11 protein-coding genes and 1 tRNA gene are annotated in these 22,531 nt (G+C 34.3%); 3 read left to right on the forward strand and 9 right to left on the reverse strand.

The window, feature by feature from the left end; translation table 11 throughout:
• Positions 1 to 191: 191 nt before the first annotated feature.
• The 7 genes from FG167_RS02375 to FG167_RS02405 form a co-directional block, all read right to left on the reverse strand.
• The gene (locus FG167_RS02375; RefSeq protein WP_203459864.1) at positions 192 to 1,706 is read right to left on the reverse strand and encodes a S8 family serine peptidase; all 1,515 of its coding nucleotides are present in this window, start codon (positions 1,704 to 1,706) and stop codon (positions 192 to 194) included.
• A gap of 272 nt (positions 1,707 to 1,978) precedes the next feature.
• Positions 1,979 to 2,266, reverse strand: coding sequence for a twin-arginine translocase TatA/TatE family subunit (locus FG167_RS02380; RefSeq protein ID WP_203459865.1), 288 nt, complete (start codon positions 2,264 to 2,266; stop codon positions 1,979 to 1,981).
• An 80-nt stretch (positions 2,267 to 2,346) separates the two neighbouring features.
• Positions 2,347 to 4,653 carry a M1 family metallopeptidase gene (locus FG167_RS02385; protein ID WP_203459866.1) on the reverse strand — a complete coding sequence of 769 codons (2,307 nt, stop codon included), beginning with the start codon at positions 4,651 to 4,653 and terminating at the stop codon, positions 2,347 to 2,349.
• A gap of 63 nt (positions 4,654 to 4,716) precedes the next feature.
• Positions 4,717 to 5,220, reverse strand: a complete 504-nt coding sequence (locus FG167_RS02390; RefSeq protein WP_203459867.1) for a DUF6702 family protein — start codon at positions 5,218 to 5,220, stop codon at positions 4,717 to 4,719.
• 115 nt (positions 5,221 to 5,335) lie between these two features.
• The gene (locus FG167_RS02395; protein WP_203459868.1) at positions 5,336 to 6,109 is read right to left on the reverse strand and encodes a hypothetical protein; all 774 of its coding nucleotides are present in this window, start codon (positions 6,107 to 6,109) and stop codon (positions 5,336 to 5,338) included.
• Complete coding sequence (locus FG167_RS02400) at positions 6,096 to 6,893, reverse strand: carboxypeptidase-like regulatory domain-containing protein (protein WP_203459869.1); 798 nt, start codon at positions 6,891 to 6,893, stop codon at positions 6,096 to 6,098. The genes FG167_RS02395 and FG167_RS02400 overlap by 14 nt, the downstream gene beginning before the upstream one ends.
• Positions 6,871 to 7,677, reverse strand: coding sequence for a hypothetical protein (locus tag FG167_RS02405; RefSeq protein ID WP_203459870.1), 807 nt, complete (start codon positions 7,675 to 7,677; stop codon positions 6,871 to 6,873). The genes FG167_RS02400 and FG167_RS02405 overlap by 23 nt, the downstream gene beginning before the upstream one ends.
• A 146-nt stretch (positions 7,678 to 7,823) precedes the next feature.
• Here FG167_RS02405 and pepE point away from each other — a divergent pair, with 146 nt between their 5' ends.
• Positions 7,824 to 8,531, forward strand: coding sequence for a dipeptidase PepE (gene pepE, locus FG167_RS02410; RefSeq protein ID WP_203459871.1), 708 nt, complete (start codon positions 7,824 to 7,826; stop codon positions 8,529 to 8,531).
• Positions 8,532 to 9,183: 652 nt separating this feature from the next.
• Here the strand turns inward: pepE and FG167_RS02415 are convergent.
• Positions 9,184 to 9,256 (reverse strand) — tRNA-Gly (locus FG167_RS02415).
• Between the two features lie 176 nt (positions 9,257 to 9,432).
• On the opposite strand from FG167_RS02415, the gene FG167_RS02420 reads away from it, so the two are divergent.
• Both FG167_RS02420 and FG167_RS02425 read left to right on the forward strand, forming a co-directional pair.
• A complete protein-coding gene (locus tag FG167_RS02420; RefSeq protein ID WP_203461153.1) occupies positions 9,433 to 20,925 on the forward strand; it encodes a hypothetical protein in 11,493 nt (3,830 codons plus the stop codon).
• Positions 20,918 to 22,066, forward strand: a complete 1,149-nt coding sequence (locus tag FG167_RS02425; protein WP_203459872.1) for a gliding motility-associated C-terminal domain-containing protein — start codon at positions 20,918 to 20,920, stop codon at positions 22,064 to 22,066. The genes FG167_RS02420 and FG167_RS02425 overlap by 8 nt, the downstream gene beginning before the upstream one ends.
• Here the strand turns inward: FG167_RS02425 and FG167_RS02430 are convergent.
• Positions 22,056 to 22,487, reverse strand: a complete 432-nt coding sequence (locus FG167_RS02430) for a GNAT family N-acetyltransferase (protein ID WP_203459873.1) — start codon at positions 22,485 to 22,487, stop codon at positions 22,056 to 22,058. The two genes, FG167_RS02425 and FG167_RS02430, sit on opposite strands and share 11 nt — an antisense overlap.
• Positions 22,488 to 22,531 lie beyond the last annotated feature (44 nt).

Raw genomic sequence — 22,531 nt, forward strand, 5'->3', positions numbered from 1 at the left:
ACTTATTGAGTTTTAAAGTTACATAAATACGGATTAAAATAACAGGAACAAAAATTTTATTGCATTATACTAGGAATAATTCTTTCGTTTAGATTCTTTATAATCGTTTTTATGTTTGAAAAATTATAGTATAAAAAAGCCCTCCTAATTTATAGAAGGGCTTTTTTTTACACTATGTTACAATCTAAATTTTACTGTACCGCTTGTAGAGCATCTATATTACCATAACCAAAACTACTATTTTTATTCGGGTAAAATTCAGCAGATTGTTTTAATTTGTTTAGCACTTGTGTCTTTGTCCAAGTTGGGTGTTTTGCCCAAACTAAAGCTGCAATACCTGCAGTAGTTGCTGTTGCTACAGAAGAACCTCCAGTATAGCGTCTATCTCCATTATAGAATCCTAAAACTGGAGGCGCTTTACTTGTATTATTATCCCCTTCCATAATTATAGTAAAATCAATTTTACTTCCGCTATGGCACACTTCACATCTGTCATAATTGGATCCATCGTCCACTCCTGTTACTGCAACTGTTTCACTCATTGTTGCTGGAAAAATAACACCATAACCATTTGTAAAACTTGTGGAAGTTCCTCCTGCTGCAAAAATTAATTTCCCTTTACTATTTGCGTATTTTACGGCATCTTTAATATTACCAATAGACCATAAATAACCAATAGACATAGAGATTATTTTTACATCACTTCTATTTCCTAATGCTGTTAATGCAGAAGATACACCTTTACGTTCGTGATAATCATTTAATAAAACATCTTCGGTTGCTCTATACGCTACTAAATTAGCATTATAAGCTACACCAACTGGCATACCATTATCATTACGAGGAGCAGCCATTGTAGAAGCCATAGCTGTACCATGCCCACATTTATCATGTGGCCCATCATAATTACTTGACCACCACCAATTAGAATCTATAAACGTCCCGTATTTTTGCACAAAACGTCCACTAGAGTATCCATCATTAATTCCTGAAGAATTCAATAAAGGTTGGGATGCCGAAACACCTGTATCTATTAAACCTATAGTAATACCAGATCCGGTACTATAGTTCCATGCTTGCGGAATATTATGTTGGTAAAAATGCCACGAAACTTGTGCATTATTTGGGCTTATTGTTGTGTAATGTGCTGGATTAATATAAGCTCCGTTTTTATCACATCCAGAACTAGAACGTGCGTTATTTACAACTTCATAGTGATTATATCCATTTGGCTCTAAATAACGAACATCTTCTTTATTAAATAATTGTTTGATAGTTTCTAAGTTCTCCACTTTTACATCTACCACATTAATAATATCATGCTCTACAACTGTTTCTCTATTTCTGGTGTAGCCTTCGTTGTCTTCTACTAATTGCAAAACATCTTCTAAAGTAGATTTTAACCGATCTGTTTTTAACTCTGCAAAACTTTCACCTTCTTGTCCGTAACCAATTGTTAAAATATTATTTCCTCTAACTACGGCACTCCAAAGTGTATGCTCATCTACATCTTTCCAGTCAAAAACTCCTGTGGTGGCTAAGCTTTCATTTATTATAGCGTTTAATTCTGAAATGGTTAACGCTTCTTTTTGTTCTTCAATGATTATGCTTTCTTCGTTATTTTCTAAATAGTCTTCGTCTTGACAAGCATTAAAAAAAGTAAAGGCTACTAAAAGAATAGATAGCTTGAGTAATGGTTTTTTCATTTTATAAAAATTTAAGGTTAGTCCTTAAATATATGAATTATTCTTAAAAAAAACCTAAAATAAATATCGAACTGATAAATAAACCATGTTAATAATAGCAAACACACATATATAAACTTGTGCATTTGAAGTTTAATAATAGTTCTGAATTTGCGTTAGCGGTAGAAATGGCATCCTTTTTTTGCTTTCATATATGGCAAAAAAAGACCTGACTGCCGTCAGGCAGGTATAATGCATGACGCGACCCTTGTGGTAACGCCCAAATAATTAATTTATAATTTACGACGTACAGAACCAGTAAAATCTTCTAAATCTTCTTTTACTTTTTTAAGTTCTTCATCCACATCTTTGGTAATGCTGGTGTCGATACCATTTTTCTCTGCACTTTTGGTTATTTCATGCTTAATATCATTGGTTGCGTCTTTAAGTGTGCGCATACCTTTACCTAAACCTCTAGCGATTTCTGGTATTTTATCTGCACCAAAAACCATGACCACAACAAATAGTATTAAGACTATTTCTGGGCTGCTAATGAATAAAAATGTTGTTTGTAGTATCACGGTACAAATATAGTGAGATGTTTATTAGAAATAAAAAAAGCCGACTGTTAAAAGTCGGCTTTTTAAAAAATATTTTAAAATTAGTTTCTTACTTCTTTTTTAAATTTGTCGAATTTGCTTTCCGTTACTTCTCTTGGCCAAGCATTATTTGAAGTATCTACATCTGCTGTTTCTAAATTTGGATCTACTTTAATAGACACAATTTCTTTTTCTGAAGCAATAGCTTTACTAACTTCTTTATCGTTTAATCTCCAGATTTGTGCTGGATATGTAACTGTTTTTGATGTACCATCTGCGTATGTATATTCTGCAATAATAGGCATTACCAATCCTCCTGGCTTTTCGAAAGTTACTTTATAAAAGAATTTTGGCTCTTTTATTTGTGCTCTTTCTTCTGGAGTAAAGTTATCCATTACATACTCATTTAATGTTGGCGAGTTTTCTAAAGCGGATTTACCTTTTAATGTATCATCAAAATCTTCACTTCCTTCTTCTACAAAAAATACTAAAGGTGGTAAGTCACTTAATTTCATTCCTCTTTGCTCAGCAATTTTTTTAATTTCTGCATTTGGCTCATTAGATACGTAGTATTTTTTCACTTCTTTCACTCCGATATCTACGTAGTCTGTAGTATAAAACCAACCTCTCCAGTACCAATCTAAATCGAATGCAGAAGCATCTTCCATTGTTCTAAAGAAATCTTCTGGTGTTGGGTGTTTAAACATCCATCTTCTTGAGTATTCTCTAAATGCGTAATCAAATAATTCTGGTCCCATTACTGTTTCTCTTAGAATATTAAGAGCTGTTCCTGGCTTACCATACGCATTGTTACCAAATTGGTACGTATTTAATCCTTTTGTCATGATTGGAGCAATAAAATCTTGATCTCCTCCCATATAGTTTACAATTTTAGAGGCTGGACCACGACGAGAAGGATATGCTGTTTGTCCTTCTGAAAGTGCACCTGGATACCATTTACCAAAATCTTGTTCTGCTACGTATTGTACAAAAGTATTTAGACCTTCGTCCATCCAAGTCCATTGTCTTTCATCACTGTTTACAATCATTGGGAAGAAGTTATGTCCAACCTCATGAATGATTACTGACATCATACCAAATTTTGTTCTATCGCTATAGTTACCTTCTGCATCTGGACGACCATAATTCCAGCAAATCATTGGGTATTCCATACCTTGTTGTTTTGCGTGTACTGAAATTGCTTTGTGGTATGGATAATCGAAAGTCATACGAGAATACGACTTTAATGTACTTGCTACTGCTTTAGTAGACCAATCTTCCCAAAGTGGGTTTCCTTCTTTTGGGTATAAAGAAACAGCCATTACATCTTTGTTTCCAATTTTAACAGCCATCATATCCCAAATGTACTTTCTTGAAGTAGCAAAACCAAAGTCACGAACGTTTTCTGCGTATAGCTTCCAAGTTTTTGTTTTTGTAGATTTTATTTTTTCGGCAGCTTCTGCTTCCGCTTGCGTTACAATTACAACAGGCTCATCATAAGATTTTTTTGCTTTCTCGTAACGTTTCATCATTTCTTTAGAAAAGACTTCTTTTCTGTTGGTAAGTTTTCCTGTACCATCTAAAATATGATCTGCAGGAACGGTGATATTTACTTCAAAGTTTCCGAAAGGTAAAGCAAATTCATCTCTTCCCCAGAACTGTGAGTTTTGCCATCCTTCTACATCGCTATATACTGCCATTCTTGGGTAGAATTGTGCTATAACGTAGTTTCTATTATCGCTATCTGCAAAGTACTCGTAACCAGATCTTCCTCTTCCGTTTACGTGATCGTTAATATTGTACCACCATTTTATAGAGAACGAAAATTTTTGTCCTGTTGCTAATGGTGTTGGTAACTCTACACGCATCATCGTACGATTTATCATGTGCTGTAATGCACGACCGCTGGTATCTTTTACTTCTTGAATGTTAAATCCACCATCAAATGCTTCTGTTAAGTATTTGTTTGCAAAACTTCCTGGTGTTTCTGCTGGCTGTGAAGCATCATCACTAATTAAAGGTGTTTTAGAGTCTTTAGCTCTCATGTTTTGATCTAACTGTACCCAAAGATATTTTAATACGTCTGGAGAATTGTTAGTATATGTTATGGTTTCATAACCAGATAATTTAGCATTTACATCATCTAATACTAGATCCATTTTGTAATCTGCCTGCTGCTGGTAGTAAGCAGCACCCGGAGCTCCAGATGCGGTTCTGTACATATTAGGTGTAGAGAACTCATCATAGAGTTGTTTAAATTTGTTGTTGTTTGTGTGGCCTTGCTCTCTTTCTACAGGTTCTTCTTCTTGGGCGAACACACCAGCAGTAAGAAATAAAGCGGAAAGGAATACGTACTTCAATTTATTCATTGGATAAAATTTTGTTAGAAATCATGCCCAAATTAGTAAAATTTTAAAAATATTAACCATTTTTTAATTAAAGTTTAACACGCCTTTGGCATTTCCTTTTCTTAATAGAAGACTTTTATTTTTACCATTAATATTGGTTCTAATAATATTTTCTTGCTCTTCAAATAGATCCATTAATACTTTATTGGTTATTTCAAAACGCTTAACCTCTTTAACACCTTCGATTTCGAGGTAGACAAAAATAATTTCATCTTCATATTCCTTACCTAAATAATGAAACGGTATAAGTTCTCCATTAATTTCTATTTGTATTTTCTCCTTTAGATATCGTTCTACATACATATCAATTGTAGATAATTCATTTTCTATATCTAATGTGATTTTTGCATCATAACGTTCCCGAAGTAATCTTTCAAAATCGTCAATAAAAATTCTAGAAGTGATTTGTATTGCTTCTTTTTCTTTTACATATTCTACACTTGTTACACTTACGTAGTATTTATGCATTGTTGTAAATGCCAGCATTGGTAGTACGAAAAGTAGTAAGGCGATTTTTAGATTCTTCATATTTATTATTGTGTCCGCTTGCGCTGAAGTTATTACGGTGGCGTAAAACGGAAATCTTTTTTATTAAACGCAAAAGTAATTGATTTTATAGCTTCAAAAAGTATTCCAAAGCAACTTAATCTTCTTTGCTATTCATCATTAATTTATAAGCCGTTAATTTTTCCTTTAAAAAAACCAAAATTTCTAAATCGTTTTTTCCATTACAGATCTTAGTGAAATTAGCATCCTCTGAAACAAAATAAAAGTAATCCATGATTTTATCTTCGTGTAATGGGTTTTCGTAAAATAAATCATTAGAAAATTTCGTTTTCACCTGATACATAAAAACTTCAATCTCATCCAATCTTATTCTATTTTTTAGCTTTTTTGTTCTTCCACTTATAGCATTTAAAATGGGGTTTAAAGGAATAAAACCACCTCCTGTGGTTGCTTCATTAAGTAATCTTTGGTTATGGGTTTTTAGTAGTCCTTGATAACTTGGTATACCAAGACTTAACGAGGTTATTGGTTTTCCTTCAACAGCATTTAAATCTGTAATTAAATCTCCGGTTAGCATTTTACCTATTACCACTTCGTCTAGCTCATTGACTTGTTCTTCGAGTGTTATTATTATTTTTTTAGACAAAATATGCTCTATACTAATAATCAAAGTTTCTATTTTGTTTTGAATAGAGGAAACGATCAACGTATCATTCCGTTTTACCGGAATTACAAACTTTCCTTTTGCATTTGTAATAGTGAACTTTTGCGAAGTTTTATTTATGATATGGATATTTTCCACATCGCCTATGCTCCTAATTTCACCATGTATTTCAATGGTTTGTGACCAAGAAACACAAATACTAAACAGGCTAAAAACAAACAAAATTATATTCTTAATCCTCTTCATTTAGCATTTTTAAAAACAGCTTACTTTGCGTTAGCAAAAACTCTAAAAGATGTACTTCGTTTTCTTTTTTAAGCAATTCATAATCCAATTGATTTACTTCTAAAAAGGCATAGAAAGCTTCCACTTTATCAAATGGAATATTAAAATTATCACTAATATATTTTGGTGCATATACATCTGCTAAATCATATATTTTTTTAGCATCTCTTGCCTTTAACTCTTCGTAATTAAGTTTCTTTTTCTTTTTAAAGGAAACGCCAAACAGTTTTAATATTTCCATTGGATCAAACCCATTATAAAGCTCTCCTTTCTTCACAAGAACATTATCTGGCTTATTCATTCTAATATCCTCAAAGTCCAAATTATCCATGTTTCCCATACTAATGGGAATAGGTTTAAAATAATCTGCATTTTCCACATCTACTACTAATTCTCCCGATAAATTATGAGTAAGAATAACAACTTCATCTAAAGTATTCACTTCTTCTTTTACTAAAATGGTAACCGTTTTACTTTTAATTATTTCATCACTGATAATTACTTTCACCTCTTTAAACGAAATAGCAGAGATAACCAAAACATCCTTTGGTTTTACAGCAATAGTAAACGCTCCATTTACATTTGTAATGACTCCTTTTTTTGAAGTACTATTGTACACATTGATATTTTCTAAATCTGAAGATTCTGAGACAATCTTACCTTTAATTTCTACAGTTTGTGCCCAAGAGGTTTGTAAACAAATAATTAAAAGAAAAATAAGCTTAATTCCTGTTTTTTTCTTCATTTAAAAACAATTGACTTTGGGTTACTAAGTATTCTATTAACTGTATGTCTTTTCCAGCATCTAAAAGCCTTTTATCTGTATTGTTTTTTTCGGCAAAAATAATAAAGGCTTCTACTTTTTCTTTAGGTATTTCAAAATTTGTACTAATAAAATCATTTGTATAGCTGGTCATTAAATCATTAAAATTGGAAAACTTTTGGTCGTTTTTATCCTTGCTATTTTTAGATTTGAACCTTGGTTTTATTAACCAATTAGTGATTTTTACAAAATCTACACCATTATAAAATTGATCTTTTTTAAGTATCATATTCTCAACTGCAGCGTATTGTGGTTCTGTATATTGAAAGTCTTCTGCATTTTCAACATCAGAATAAATAGCATCTATATCTAAATTAAAAGTTCTTAGTTTATTTAAATCTGTAGTTAAGTTACCTGAGAGTCCGAAGGGCAAAATAACAACCTCATCTAAATTATTTATACGTTCTACCAAAAAAGCAGTAAGTTGTCTAGAAGCAATAATATCTTCAGTAATCCTTACCATAAAGGTTTTAAACTGTAAAGCGGATATTTCTATTTCATCATTTAAAGCAACATGTATTTTAAATTCACCATTGCCATCTGTAAAAGTACGGTTGTTTGAAGTTTTGTTGAAAACCACTAAACCATCTACCTCGTTAATTTCAACAATAACCTTTCCGTTTATCTCAATTCTATCTAGAGTTTGACCGAATGCAGTATAAGAAATAGATAATAAAAAAGTAAATAATAGTAATAAATGCTTCATAGTATATGGTTTTACATGTTAAAGAAAAGAATTCAAATCTTAAATAAAATACAATAGCCAATTAAACTTTTGTTAAAACTCTTTATTACTTAAATTTACAACAAATTAATGGAATTTAAAAGACTTCTATTCCTAGAAATACAACCATGAAAAATATTATTATAGCCAGTACTTCTACCATATATGAAAGCGATTATTTAGAATACCTTTTAGAAGAATTAGCCCACTTTTTTAAAAATGCCTCTACTATTTTATTTATCCCTTATGCAAGACCTGGCGGAATTTCGCATGACGAATACACCTTAAAAACAAGTGTAGCTTTTAATAAAATTAACAAACAGATTATTGGTATACATACATTTAAAAATCTAACGGAAGCAATTAATAATGCCGAAGCCATTTTTGTTGGCGGCGGAAACACCTTTGTTTTAGTAAGTCAGTTACATAGAAATAAATTACTTTCTAGTATAAAAGATGTGGTAGAAAACGGTACGCCATATTTAGGAACAAGCGCAGGTAGTAATATTTGTGGTCTAACGATGAACACGACTAACGATATGCCAATAGTACAACCACCAAGTTTTAAAACGTTAGGTTTAGTACCTTTTAATATCAATCCGCATTATTTAGATCCAGATCCAAACTCTACACATAAAGGAGAGACTCGAGAAACTAGAATTAAAGAATTTCATATTTACAACTCACAACCAGTTATTGGTTTAAGAGAAGGAAGTTGGTTAGAAGTTAAAGAAAACAGAATAACTTTAAAAGGAAAACTACAAGCTAGAATTTTTGAACACAACCAAACACCTTATGAAGTAGAAACAAATACAGACCTTAGTCATTTAAAATAAAAAAGCTCTACTATAGGACGAAGCTTTAATTTTTTAAAACAAAAAAGCTCCATCGTTAGATGAAGCTTTGTGAGCGAGAGACCAGGTTTACTTCGTCTACGCCCTGCATAAACTTCTCACCTTAAATCTTCAATACTAACAAATTTATAAAACAAAAAAAGCCTCATCGGTTAAGATAAGGCTTTAAGAGCGAGAGACCAGGTTTACTTCGTCTGCGCTCTGCATAAACTTCTCACCTTAAATCTTCAATATTATTAACTCTATAAAACAAAAAAAGCCTCATCGGTTAAGATAAGGCTTTAAGAGCGAGAGACCAGGTTTACTTCGTCTGCGCTCTGCATAAACTTCTCACCTTAAATCTTCAATACTAACAAATTTATAAAACAAAAAAAGCCTCATCGGTTAAGATAAGGCTTTAAGAGCGAGAGACCAGGTTTACTTCGTCTGCGCTCTGCATAAACTTCTCACCTTAAATCTTCAATACTAACAAATTTATAAAACAAAAAAAGCCTCATCGGTTAAGATAAGGCTTTAAGAGCGAGAGACCAGGTTTACTTCGTCTGCGCTCTGCATAAACTTCTCACCTTAAATCTTCAATACTAACAAATTTATAAAACAAAAAAAGCCTCATCGGTTAAGATAAGGCTTTAAGAGCGAGAGACCAGGTTCGAACTGGCGACATTCAGCTTGGAAGGCTGACGCTCTACCAACTGAGCTACTCTCGCATTCGGATGGCAAAATTAATTATTTTTATGATATAAAAAAGCTTTTTCAATAAAAATATTATGTTTTTTAACGAGAATAAACAACCTTTTATCGATAAAATATTGTTTCCACTCTGTAAATCATACGAATAGGAGCTCACCAAGTATTTTTGATTTTTGAATTTAAAGTCTATAAAATGAAAAATGCCCTATTACTATTTGCTTTCCTACTTTCTTCTAGTATGTTTTCCCAAGTTAAAATTGGAGACAATCCTAACGCGATTGACAATAATTCTATTTTAGAATTAGAAAGCACTGAAAAAGTTTTAGTCGTTACCAGAATAACAACTGCACAAATGAATGCAATTACTCCTATTAATGGAGCAATCATTTATAACACAGAAGAAGATTGTTTATACCAATACAATAACTCATCTTGGACGAGCTTGTGTGTAGATGTAATGGCAAATGAGACGATAACAACATTGATAGATAACAATGACGGCTCTCTAAGTTACACAAACGAAGAAGGAACCATTACAACAATTATTAAATCGGCATTTACAGACAATGGCGATGGAACTTTTACATTTGATAATGGAAATGGTGCACCACTAACATTAGACATCTCTGCATTAGAAACTATTACTTCCCTTTTAGATAATGCAGATGGGACTTTCACTTATACTTCTGAAAACGGGACAGTAACAACCATTGATACAAATAGCGCCGAAACATTAACTACAATATTATTAAACGCCGATAATACCAACATCGATTATACAGATGAAGACGGCATTACTACACAATTAGATTTATCTGCTATAGTTGCAAATTTAGAAGCACTTACTACATTAGTAGACAACAACGACGGAACATTAACTTACACCGATGAAGATGGAAATCCGACTATTTTAGATGTTGCTAACTTGGAAACACTTACTTCGATCGCTTTAAATACAGACAATACTAACATCGATTATACAGACGAAGATGGCGTTACTACACAATTAGATTTATCTACAATAGTAGCAAATCTGGAAGCACTTACTACACTAGTAGACAACAACGACGGAACATTAACTTATACCGATGAAGATGGAAATCCGACTGTTTTAGATGTTGCAAACCTAGAAACATTAACATCCATTGCTTTAAATGCCGATAATACAAACATCGATTATACAGACGAAGATGGCATTACTACACAATTAGATTTATCTGCTATCGTTGCAAATTTAGAAGCACTTACTACATTAGTAGACAACAACGACGGAACATTAACTTACACCGATGAAGATGGAAATCCGACTATTTTAGATGTTGCTAACTTGGAAACTTTAACATCCATTGCTTTAAATACAGACAATACCAACATCGATTATACAGATGAAAACGGCATTACTACACAATTAGATTTATCTGCAATCGTAGCAAACCTAGAAGCTTTAACAACATTAGTAGACAACAACGACGGAACATTAACTTACACCGATGAAGACGGAAATCCAACTATTTTAGATGTTGCAAACTTAGAAACATTAACATCCATTGCTTTAAATGCCGATAATACAAACATCGATTATACAGGTGAAGATGGCGTTACTACACAATTAGATTTATCTGCAATAGTAGCAAATCTGGAAGCTTTAACAACATTAGTAGACAACAACGACGGAACATTAACCTACACCGATGAAGATGGAAATCCAACTGTTTTAGATGTTGCTAACTTAGAAACTTTAACTTCTATTGCTTTAAATGCCGATAATACAAACATCGATTATACAGATGAAGATGGTGTTACTACACAATTAGATTTATCTGCAATCGTAGCAAATTTAGAAGCACTTACGACATTAGTAGACAACAACGACGGGACATTAACTTACACCGATGAAGATGGAAATCCGACTGTTTTAGATGTTGCTAACTTGGAAACATTAACATCCATTGCTTTAAATGCCGATAATACAAACATCGATTATACAGACGAAGATGGCATTACTACACAATTAGATTTATCTGCAATCGTAGCAAATTTAGAAGCACTTACGACATTAGTAGACAACAACGACGGAACATTAACTTACACCGATGAAGATGGAAATCCAACTGTTTTAGATGTTGCTAACTTGGAAACTTTAACTTCCATTGCTTTAAATGTTGATAATACTAACATCGATTATACAGATGAAGATGGCGTTACTACACAATTAGATTTATCTGCAATCGTAGCAAACCTGGAAGCTTTAACAACCTTAGTAGACAATAACGACGGAACATTAACCTACACCGATGAAGATGGAAATCCGACTATTTTAGATATTGCTAACTTGGAAACATTAACATCCATTGCTTTAAACACAGACAACACCAATATCGATTATACAGATGAAGATGGCGTTACTACACAATTAGATTTATCTGCAATCATAGCAAATCTGGAAGCACTTACTACATTAGTAGATAACAACGACGGAACATTAACTTACACCGATGAAGATGGAAATCCAACTATTTTAGATGTTGCAAACTTAGAAACATTAACATCCATTGCTTTAAATGCCGATAATACAAACATCGATTATACAGATGAAGATGGCGTTACTACACAATTAGATTTATCTGCAATCATAGCAAATCTGGAAGCACTTACTACATTAGTAGATAACAACGACGGAACATTAACTTATACCGATGAAGATGGAAATCCGACTATTTTAGATGTTGCTAACTTAGAAACTTTAACTTCTATTGCTTTAAATGCCGATAATACAAACATCGATTATACAGATGAAGATGGTGTTACTACACAATTAGATTTATCTGCAATCGTAGCAAATTTAGAAGCACTTACGACATTAGTAGACAACAACGACGGGACATTAACTTACACCGATGAAGATGGAAATCCGACTGTTTTAGATGTTGCTAACTTGGAAACATTAACATCCATTGCTTTAAACACAGACAACACCAATATCGATTATACAGATGAAGATGGTGTTACTACACAATTAGATTTATCTGCAATCGTAGCAAACCTAGAAGCTTTAACAACATTAGTAGACAACAACGACGGAACATTAACTTACACCGATGAAGACGGAAATCCGACTATTTTAGATGTTGCTAACTTGGAAACACTTACTTCGATCGCTTTAAATACAGACAATACTAACATCGATTATACAGACGAAGATGGCGTTACTACACAATTAGATTTATCTACAATAGTAGCAAATCTGGAAGCACTTACTACACTAGTAGACAACAACGACGGAACATTAACTTACACCGATGAAGATGGAAATCCGACTGTTTTAGATGTTGCTAACTTAGAAACTTTAACTTCCATTGCTTTAAATGTTGATAATACTAACATCGATTATACAGATGAAGATGGCGTTACTACACAATTAGATTTATCTGCAATCGTAGCAAACCTGGAAGCTTTAACAACCTTCGTAGACAATAACGACGGAACATTAACCTACACCGATGAAGATGGAAATCCGACTGTTTTAGATGTTGCCAATCTGGAAACACTTACTTCGATCGCTTTAAATACCGATAATACAAACATCGATTATACAGATGAAGATGGTGTTACTACACAATTAGATTTATCTGCAATCGTAGCAAACCTGGAAACTTTAACAACATTAGTAGACAACAACGACGGAACATTAACCTACACCGATGAAGATGGGAACCCAACTGTTTTAGATGTTGCAAACCTAGAAACATTAACTTCTATTGCTTTAAATGCCGATAATACAAACATCGATTATACAAACGAAGATGGCGTTACTACACAATTAGACTTATCTGCTATCGTAGCAAACCTGGAAGCTCTAACAACATTAGTAGATAATAACGACGGAACATTAACCTACACCGATGAAGACGGAAACCCAACTGTTTTAGATATTGCTAACTTAGAAACTTTAACATCCATTGCTTTAAATACAGACAATACCAACATCGATTATACAGACGAAGATGGTGTTACTACACAATTAGATTTATCTGCAATCGTAGCAAACCTGGAAACTTTAACAACATTAGCAGACAACAACGACGGAACATTAACCTACACCGATGAAGATGGGAACCCAACTGTTTTAGATGTTGCAAACCTAGAAACATTAACTTCTATTGCTTTAAATGCCGATAATACAAACATCGATTATACAGACGAAGATGGCGTTACTACACAATTAGACTTATCTGCTATCGTAGCAAACCTGGAAGCTCTAACAACATTAGTAGATAATAACGACGGAACATTAACCTACACCGATGAAGATGGAAATCCGACTATTTTAGATGTTACTAACTTAGAAACTTTAACTTCCATTGCTTTAAATACCGATAATACAAACATCGATTACACAGATGAAGATGGCGTTACCACACAATTAGATTTATCTGCAATCATAGCAAATCTGGAAGCACTTACGACATTAGTAGACAATAACGACGGAACATTAACTTACACCGATGAAAATGGAGCGCAAACAACAATTAATGCTGCAAACTTAGAAACACTAACAACTCTAACGAATAATGGAGATTTAACCTATACCTATTTAAATGAAGCAGGCACAACAGTTGAAATTTCCGTAATAGATAACGACAACGATTCCACAAATGAACTACAAGATTTGTTTTTAAATGGAACAGAATTACAGTTATCTAATCCTGCTACTCCTAATAATTTAGTGGATTTAACTAGTCAAATTACGTTAGAAATGTTTGCCGATGCTCCAAATCCGAATAGCGAAATATATTGGAATGGCACACAATGGGTATATGGTATTCGTGTAGTCAGTGTTAATAATTCTGTACCAGATCCAAGTGGAAATATAAATATCCCTATTGGAAATGTATATACAGGTCCAACAACAAGCACCGGAGATATCGGAGTAATTGAAGTTGGTGGAACACCGCAAGAAGGAGATATATATGTTGTAAACAGTGATGCCCCAGATCCAGCTCAAGTTGGAGCGACTTATATTTATGATAACGATTCCTCTGTTTGGATTGCAATAGATCCTTTTAATGCGGCTCTTTATGATCCTAGATATGTAAATGTTTCCGGAGATACTATGGTTGGAAACTTAGACATGAACGGAAACACGGTAACGGATTTAGGTCAACCAACTGGACCAAGCGATGCAACTCCAAAATCTTATGTGGATGCTATTGGTTTAGTGGATAATGGCGATGGAACTTTTAGTTTACAAAAACCAGACGGAACTATGGATACTGTAAATAAAGCGACATTAACAGCTAATTTAAATGGTACCTACACTTTTGATAATAACGACGGAAACCCAATAATAATAGACATTTCAGCATTAGAGACTTTAACTTCTATTGCTCTTAATACCGATAACACTAATATTGATTATGTAGATGAAGATGGCATTACTACACAATTAGATTTATCTGCAATCGTAGCAAATCTAGAAGCTTTAACAACTTTAGTAGACAACAACGACGGAACGTTAACCTATACCGATGAAGATGGAAACCCAACGATTTTAAACGTTGCCAATCTAGAAACATTAACCGCTATAGCATTAAATCCAGACAATACAAATATCGATTATACAGATGAAGATGGTATTACTACACAAATAAACCTTTCCAGCTTAGTTAACAATTTAGAAACTGTAACTACCATTACAGACAATACGAATGGTACTTTTACGTATTTGGATGAAAACGGAACCGCAACAATCATATCGATTACAGATAATGATAATGACGCAACAAACGAAATTCAAACTGTAACCTCTACCGACAGTTCCGTTACAGTAACGACAGATACAAACAACAATATCGATTTAAGTGTTACTCCTTTTGATGAAACTGCTTTACAATCTCAAATCACTACAAATGCAGATGATATTGATACTTTAGAAACAGAGCAAGTAACGCAAAATGCAAATATTCAAACAAATGCAGATGATATTGATACTTTAGAAACGGAACAAACAACGCAAAACACAGCTATTACAGATAATGCAACGGCAATAGCAGATCATATTACTGCTGATGAAGATACAGATGCAACGAATGAAATTCAAACCGTAGCTTCTTCCGATAGTTCTGTTACAGTAACGACAGATGCAAATAACAATATCGATTTAAGTGTTACTCCTTTTGATGAAACTGCTTTGCAATCGCAAATCACTACAAATGCGGATGATATTGATACTTTAGAAACGGAACAAACGACGCAAAATACAGCTATTACAGATAACGCTTCAGATATCACTGACAATACAACTGCAATCGCAGATCATATTACTGCAGATGAAGATACAGATGCAACGAATGAAATTCAAACCGTAGCTTCTACCGACAGTTCCGTTACAGTAACGACAGATGCAAACAACAATATCGATTTAAGTGTTACTCCTTTTGATGAAACGGCTTTGCAATCGCAAATCACTACAAATGCAGATGATATTGACACTTTAGAAACGGAACAAACGACGCAAAATACTGCAATTGCCGATAACGCAACTGCCATTACAGATAACGCTTCAGACATTTCAGATAACGCTTCAGACATAACAGACAATGCAACTGCAATAGCAGATCATATTAATGCAGATGAAGATACAGATGCAACAAACGAAATTCAAACCGTAGCTTCTACTGATAGTTCGGTTACAGTAACCACAGATGCAAACAATAATATCGATTTAAGTGTTACTCCTTTTGACGAAACTGCTTTGCAATCGCAAATAACAACTAACGCTGATGATATTGATGCACTGGAAACAGAGCAAACGACGCAAAACACAGCTATTACAGATAATGCAACTGCAATCGCAGATCACATTACTGCAGATGAAGATACAGATGCAACTAATGAAATCCAAACAGTAACTTCTCCAGATAATTCAGTAACCGTTACTCCTAACGGAAACGATTTTGAATTAAGCGTTACTCCTTTTGATGAAACTGCTTTACAAACACAAATCACAACCAATGCAGATGATATTGATACTTTAGAGGCGGAACAAGTAACACAAGATGATGCCATTACGGACAATGCAACTGCAATCGCAGATCATATTACTGCGGATGAAGATACAGATGCAACTAACGAAATCCAAGCAGTAACTTCTCCAGATAATTCAGTAACCGTTACTCCTAACGGAAACGATTTTGAATTAAGCGTTACTCCTTTTGATGAAACTGCTTTACAAACACAAATCACAACCAATGCAGATGACATTGATACGTTGGAAGCGGAACAAATAACACAAGATAATGCTATTACTGATAACGTTTCAGATATTACTGACAATGCAACTGCAATCGCAGATCATATTACTGCGGATGAAGATACAGATGCAACTAATGAAATCCAAGCAGTAACTTCTCCAGATAATTCGGTAACGGTTACTCCTAACGGAAACGATTTTGAATTAAGCGTTACTCCTTTTGATGAAACGGCCTTACAAACGCAAATCACAACCAATGCAGATGATATTGATACGTTGGAAGCGGAACAAATAACACAAGATGATGCTATTACCAATAACGTTTCAGATATTACTGACAATGCAACTGCCATCGCAGATCATATTACTGCAGATGAAGATACAGATGCAACTAACGAAATCCAAGCAGTAACTTCTCCAGATAATTCGGTAACGGTTACTCCTAACGGAAACGATTTTGAATTAAGCGTTACTCCTTTTGATGAAACTGCTTTACAAACACAAATCACAACCAATGCTGATGATATTGATACTTTAGAAGCAGAACAAGTAACACAAGATGATGCTATTACTGATAACGTTTCAGATATTACTGACAATGCAACTGCCATCGCAGATCATATTACTGAAGATGAAGATACAGATGCAACTAATGAAATCCAAACAGTAACTTCTCCAGACAATTCAGTAACGGTTACTCCTAACGGAAACGATTTTGAATTAAGCGTTACTCCTTTTGATGAAACGGCCTTACAAACGCAAATCACAACCAATGCAGATGATATTGATACGTTGGAAGCGGAACAAATAACACAAGATGATGCTATTACCAATAACGTTTCAGATATTACTGACAATGCAACTGCCATCGCAGATCATATTACTGCAGATGAAGATACAGATGCAACTAACGAAATCCAAGCAGTAACTTCTCCAGATAATTCGGTAACGGTTACTCCTAACGGAAACGATTTTGAATTAAGCGTTACTCCTTTTGATGAAACTGCTTTACAAACACAAATCACAACCAATGCTGATGATATTGATACTTTAGAAGCAGAACAAGTAACACAAGATGATGCTATTACTGATAACGTTTCAGATATTACTGACAATGCAACTGCCATCGCAGATCATATTACTGAAGATGAAGATACAGATGCAACTAATGAAATCCAAACAGTAACTTCTCCAGACAATTCAGTAACGGTTACTCCTAACGGAAACGATTTTGAATTAAGCGTTACTCCTTTTGATGAAACTGCTTTACAAACACAAATCACAACCAATGCAGATGATATTGACACTTTAGAAGCAGAACAAGTAACACAGAATGATGCTATTACGGACAATGCAACTGATATCGCAGATCACATTACTGCAGATGAAGATACAGATGCAACTAATGAAATCCAAACAGTAACTTCTCCGGATAATTCAGTAACCGTTACTCCCAACGGAAACGATTTTGAATTAAGCGTTACTCCTTTTGATGAAACGGCCTTACAAACGCAAATCACAACCAATGCAGATGATATTGATACTTTAGAAGCAGAACAAGTAACACAAGATGATGCTATTACGGACAATGCAACTGCAATCGCAGATCATATTACTGCGGATGAAGATACAGATGCTACTAATGAAATCCAAGCAGTAACTTCTCCGGATAATTCGGTAACGGTTACTCCTAACGGAAACGATTTTGAATTAAGCGTTACTCCTTTTGATGAAACTGCTTTACAAACGCAAATCACAACCAATGCAGATGATATTGATACGTTGGAAGCGGAACAAATAACACAAGATAATGCTATTACTGATAACGTTTCAGATATTACTAACAATGCTACTGCAATTGCAGACCACATTACTGCAGATGAAGATACAGATGCAACTAACGAAATCCAAGCAGTAACTTCTCCAGACAATTCAGTAACGGTTACTCCTAACGGAAACGATTTTGAATTAAGCGTTACTCCTTTTGATGAAACTGCTTTACAAACACAAATCACAACCAATGCAGATGATATTGACACTTTAGAAGCAGAACAAGTAACACAAGATGATGCTATTACGGACAATGCAACTGCAATCGCAGATCATATTACTGCGGATGAAGATACAGATGCTACTAATGAAATCCAAACAGTAACTTCTCCAGATAATTCAGTAACCGTTACTCCTAACGGAAACGATTTTGAATTAAGCGTTACTCCTTTTGATGAAACTGCTTTACAAACACAAATCACAACCAATGCAGATGATATTGATACGTTGGAAGCGGAACAAATAACACAAGATGATGCTATTACCGATAACGTTTCAGATATTACTGACAATGCAACTGCCATCGCAGATCATATTACTGCTGATGAAGATATAGATGCAACTAATGAAATCCAAGCAGTAACTTCTCCAGATAATTCGGTAACGGTTACTCCTAACGGAAACGATTTTGAATTAAGCGTTACTCCTTTTGATGAAACCGCTTTACAAACACAAATCACAACCAATGCAGATGATATTGATACGTTGGAAGCAGAACAAGTAACACAAAACGATGCTATTACTGACAATGCAACTGCAATCGCAGATCATATTACTGCGGATGAAGATATAGATGCAACTAATGAAATCCAAGCAGTAACTTCTCCAGATAATTCGGTAACGGTTACTCCTAACGGAAACGATTTTGAATTAAGCGTTACTCCTTTTGATGAAACCGCTTTACAAACACAAATCACAACCAATGCAGATGATATTGATACGTTGGAAGCAGAACAAGTAACACAAAACGATGCTATTACTGACAATGCAACTGCAATCGCAGATCATATTACTGCGGATGAAGATATAGATGCAACTAATGAAATCCAAGCAGTAACTTCTCCAGATAATTCGGTAACGGTTACTCCTAACGGAAACGATTTTGAATTAAGCGTTACTCCTTTTGACGAAACGGCCTTACAAACGCAAATCACAACCAATGCAGATGATATTGATACTTTAGAGGCGGAACAAGTAACACAAGATGATGCCATTACGGACAATGCAACTGATATCGCAGATCATATTACTGTAGATGAAGATACCGATGCAACTAACGAAATTCAAATGATAGAATCTACAGACGGTTCAATTAGTGTTAGTAACGACGGTGATAACAATTATGATTTATCCATAACTATTCCTGCTAATAATGATAACGATAGTACAAATGAACTTAACAGCACTGTAATTCTTAATGGTACAAATCTTGAAACTACAGATGCTGGAGGAACAATTACTACAGATCTTTCATCCTTATCTTCAAATGTAACACAAGTAGTAACTACTGGTAATGCTATTGCAACACATACCTCTGGTGATGGCACTGCCATAGCAATCGAAGAAACAGTAACAACATTAGTTGATAACACAGATGGTACGGTAACCTACACAAATGAAAGTAACGTTTCTACTACCGTTGGAATTGTTGGACCGCAAGGACCTGCCGGTGCAGACGGAATAAATGGTGTTGATGGAGCAACTGGAACTGCTGGTGCAGACGGAATAAATGGTGTCGATGGAGCAACTGGACCTGCCGGTGCAGACGGAATAAATGGTGTTGATGGAGCAACTGGACCTGCTGGTGCAGACGGAATAGATGGTGTCGATGGAGCAACTGGACCTGCCGGTGCAGACGGAATAAATGGTGTTGATGGAGCAACTGGACCTGCTGGTGCAGACGGAATAGATGGCGTTGATGGTGCAACTGGACCTGCTGGTGCAAACGGAATAGATGGTGTTGATGGAGCAACTGGACCTGCTGGTGCAGACGGAATAGATGGCGTTGATGGTGCAACTGGACCTGCTGGTGCAAACGGAATAGATGGTGTTGATGGTGCAACTGGACCTGCTGGTGCAAACGGAATAGATGGTGTTGATGGTGCAACTGGACCTGCTGGTGCAAACGGAATAGATGGTGTTGATGGAGCAACTGGACCCGAAGGACCTGTAGGTCCTTCCGGAACTTATATCGGTCATTTTATAATTACAGGAACAGGAAATCAAACAATTACAGGACTTCCCTTTGAACCTTCACAGATAACATTTCAGGCCTATCCTAATATTGAAAGTGAAAATATAAATAACGACAATGGTGTTAATAATAACGATAACGGATTTAATAATTCTTTTGGAGGAATGACAGGTTATGCAAGAGGAACGACCCAGCAAGTAATTTATGTTGGTGGTAGTGGATCATCCATTAATGATATTTCTCGTTACGCTTCAAGCACACATTGCATAGGTATTAGATACTCCAATAATAACGGAGATAATTTAGGTTTAACATCTGCAAGTTTCACCTCTTTTAATGCAACCGGTTTTACAATAAACGTAGATAACAAAACAGAGAATATACTCGTAATTTACACAGCTTATGAATAAGACACTCCGTATTTTAATAATCGTTACTGTTCTCTTTTCACAAAGTGGAAAATCGCAAACAGCATTTCATAATTTTGGAAATGTACAAATCCATGACGAAGGTCAGATAGGCTTCCATATGGACCTAGAAAACGATGGTACATTTAATGAAAATTTAGGTTTAGCTGGATTTTACAATACCGATAACGCATTAACTATTTCTGGAACCGAAATACCAAAGTTCTATGAAATGGAAGTAGATGTTATAGATAATCTTTTGCTAGAAATAAATACCGAAGTAGAAAATTCACTAAGCTACCTCAACGGAAAAATCATTACACCAAGATTAACTCCTAGTATTTCTTTAGATTTTTTAAATGACGCTATTTATGTTTTAGAAGATAATCAAAGACATACAGATGGTTATAGTTCCTATTTTGGAGATAATGAATTTACATTTCCAATTGGAGACGATAATAAATTAAGACCTTTAATCACTCCTTTTCAAAATGGTTCTCCTGAATTTTCGGCAGCATATTTTAATGAAGATCCTAACTTCCCATCTACGTTTAGTGAAACTTTTAACACTTCCCTTTCCGAAGGAATTATAAACAACGTAAACATAAATGAATTTTGGGATTTTAATGGTACCCAAGAAACACCAGTAACTTTAACTTGGAATTCAGATAGCGACATTAATGCCTTAGTAGATGATTTACTAAACCTTCGCGTTGTAGGCTGGAGTGCTACAGAAAACCAATGGACAGATTTAGGCAATGTAGATTTTACAGGAAACATCAATACAGGAACCATTACTTCTACTTCCTTTGTACCAAACGATTATGAAATTATAACTTTTGGATCTTTAATTGGAAGTGATGGCATTACTGTTTATAATGGAATTAGTCCGAATGGAGATGGCAAAAATGATGTCTTTATAATTGAAGGAGTCCAATTATTTAGAAACACTTTAAAAATATATAACCGTTGGGGAAGAACCGTTTATGATGTTGAAAACTACAAAAACGATTGGAATGGCATTACAAACAAAAAGGTATTAGTTGGCGATAGTAAAAAACTTCCTGTTGGTACTTATTTTTATGTTTTAAACTTGCACGATGAAAATAAAGAATATGCCGGTTGGTTATATATTAATTATTAAGCTTTTTCAGAAAATGATAACCCGGTTTTTTAAAGCCTAGATTCTCGTAAAATCGATGCGACGCAGGATTTTCTATATATGCATTTAGTTCTATAGCTTCTACATTTTTAGTTTTTACATAATCTGTAATCCATTCCATAAACTGTTTTCCTAAACCATGATTTCGATATGCATCCTCAATATATACATGATCTAATTCCACACTTTTTCCAGAATAATGTCTCGTACAAAACCACATACCAGAAATACCAATGAGTTTATCGGAATCAAAAATTCCAGCACATTCATAATTTTGATGTACTATATCTTGAAAACGTTTTTCCAGAATTTCTATAGAAACTTTTCCTTCATTTAACTTATTAATCAAAGGAAGGATTGTTGAAATATTTTCTTTTTCAATTATTTTAAACGAAAAATGCATAAGGTAATTTTTGTTGTAAATTTAATTAATTTTGGCTCGTAATT

It is taken from the genome of Lacinutrix sp. WUR7 (assembly GCF_016864015.1).
Lineage (GTDB): Bacteria > Bacteroidota > Bacteroidia > Flavobacteriales > Flavobacteriaceae > Oceanihabitans.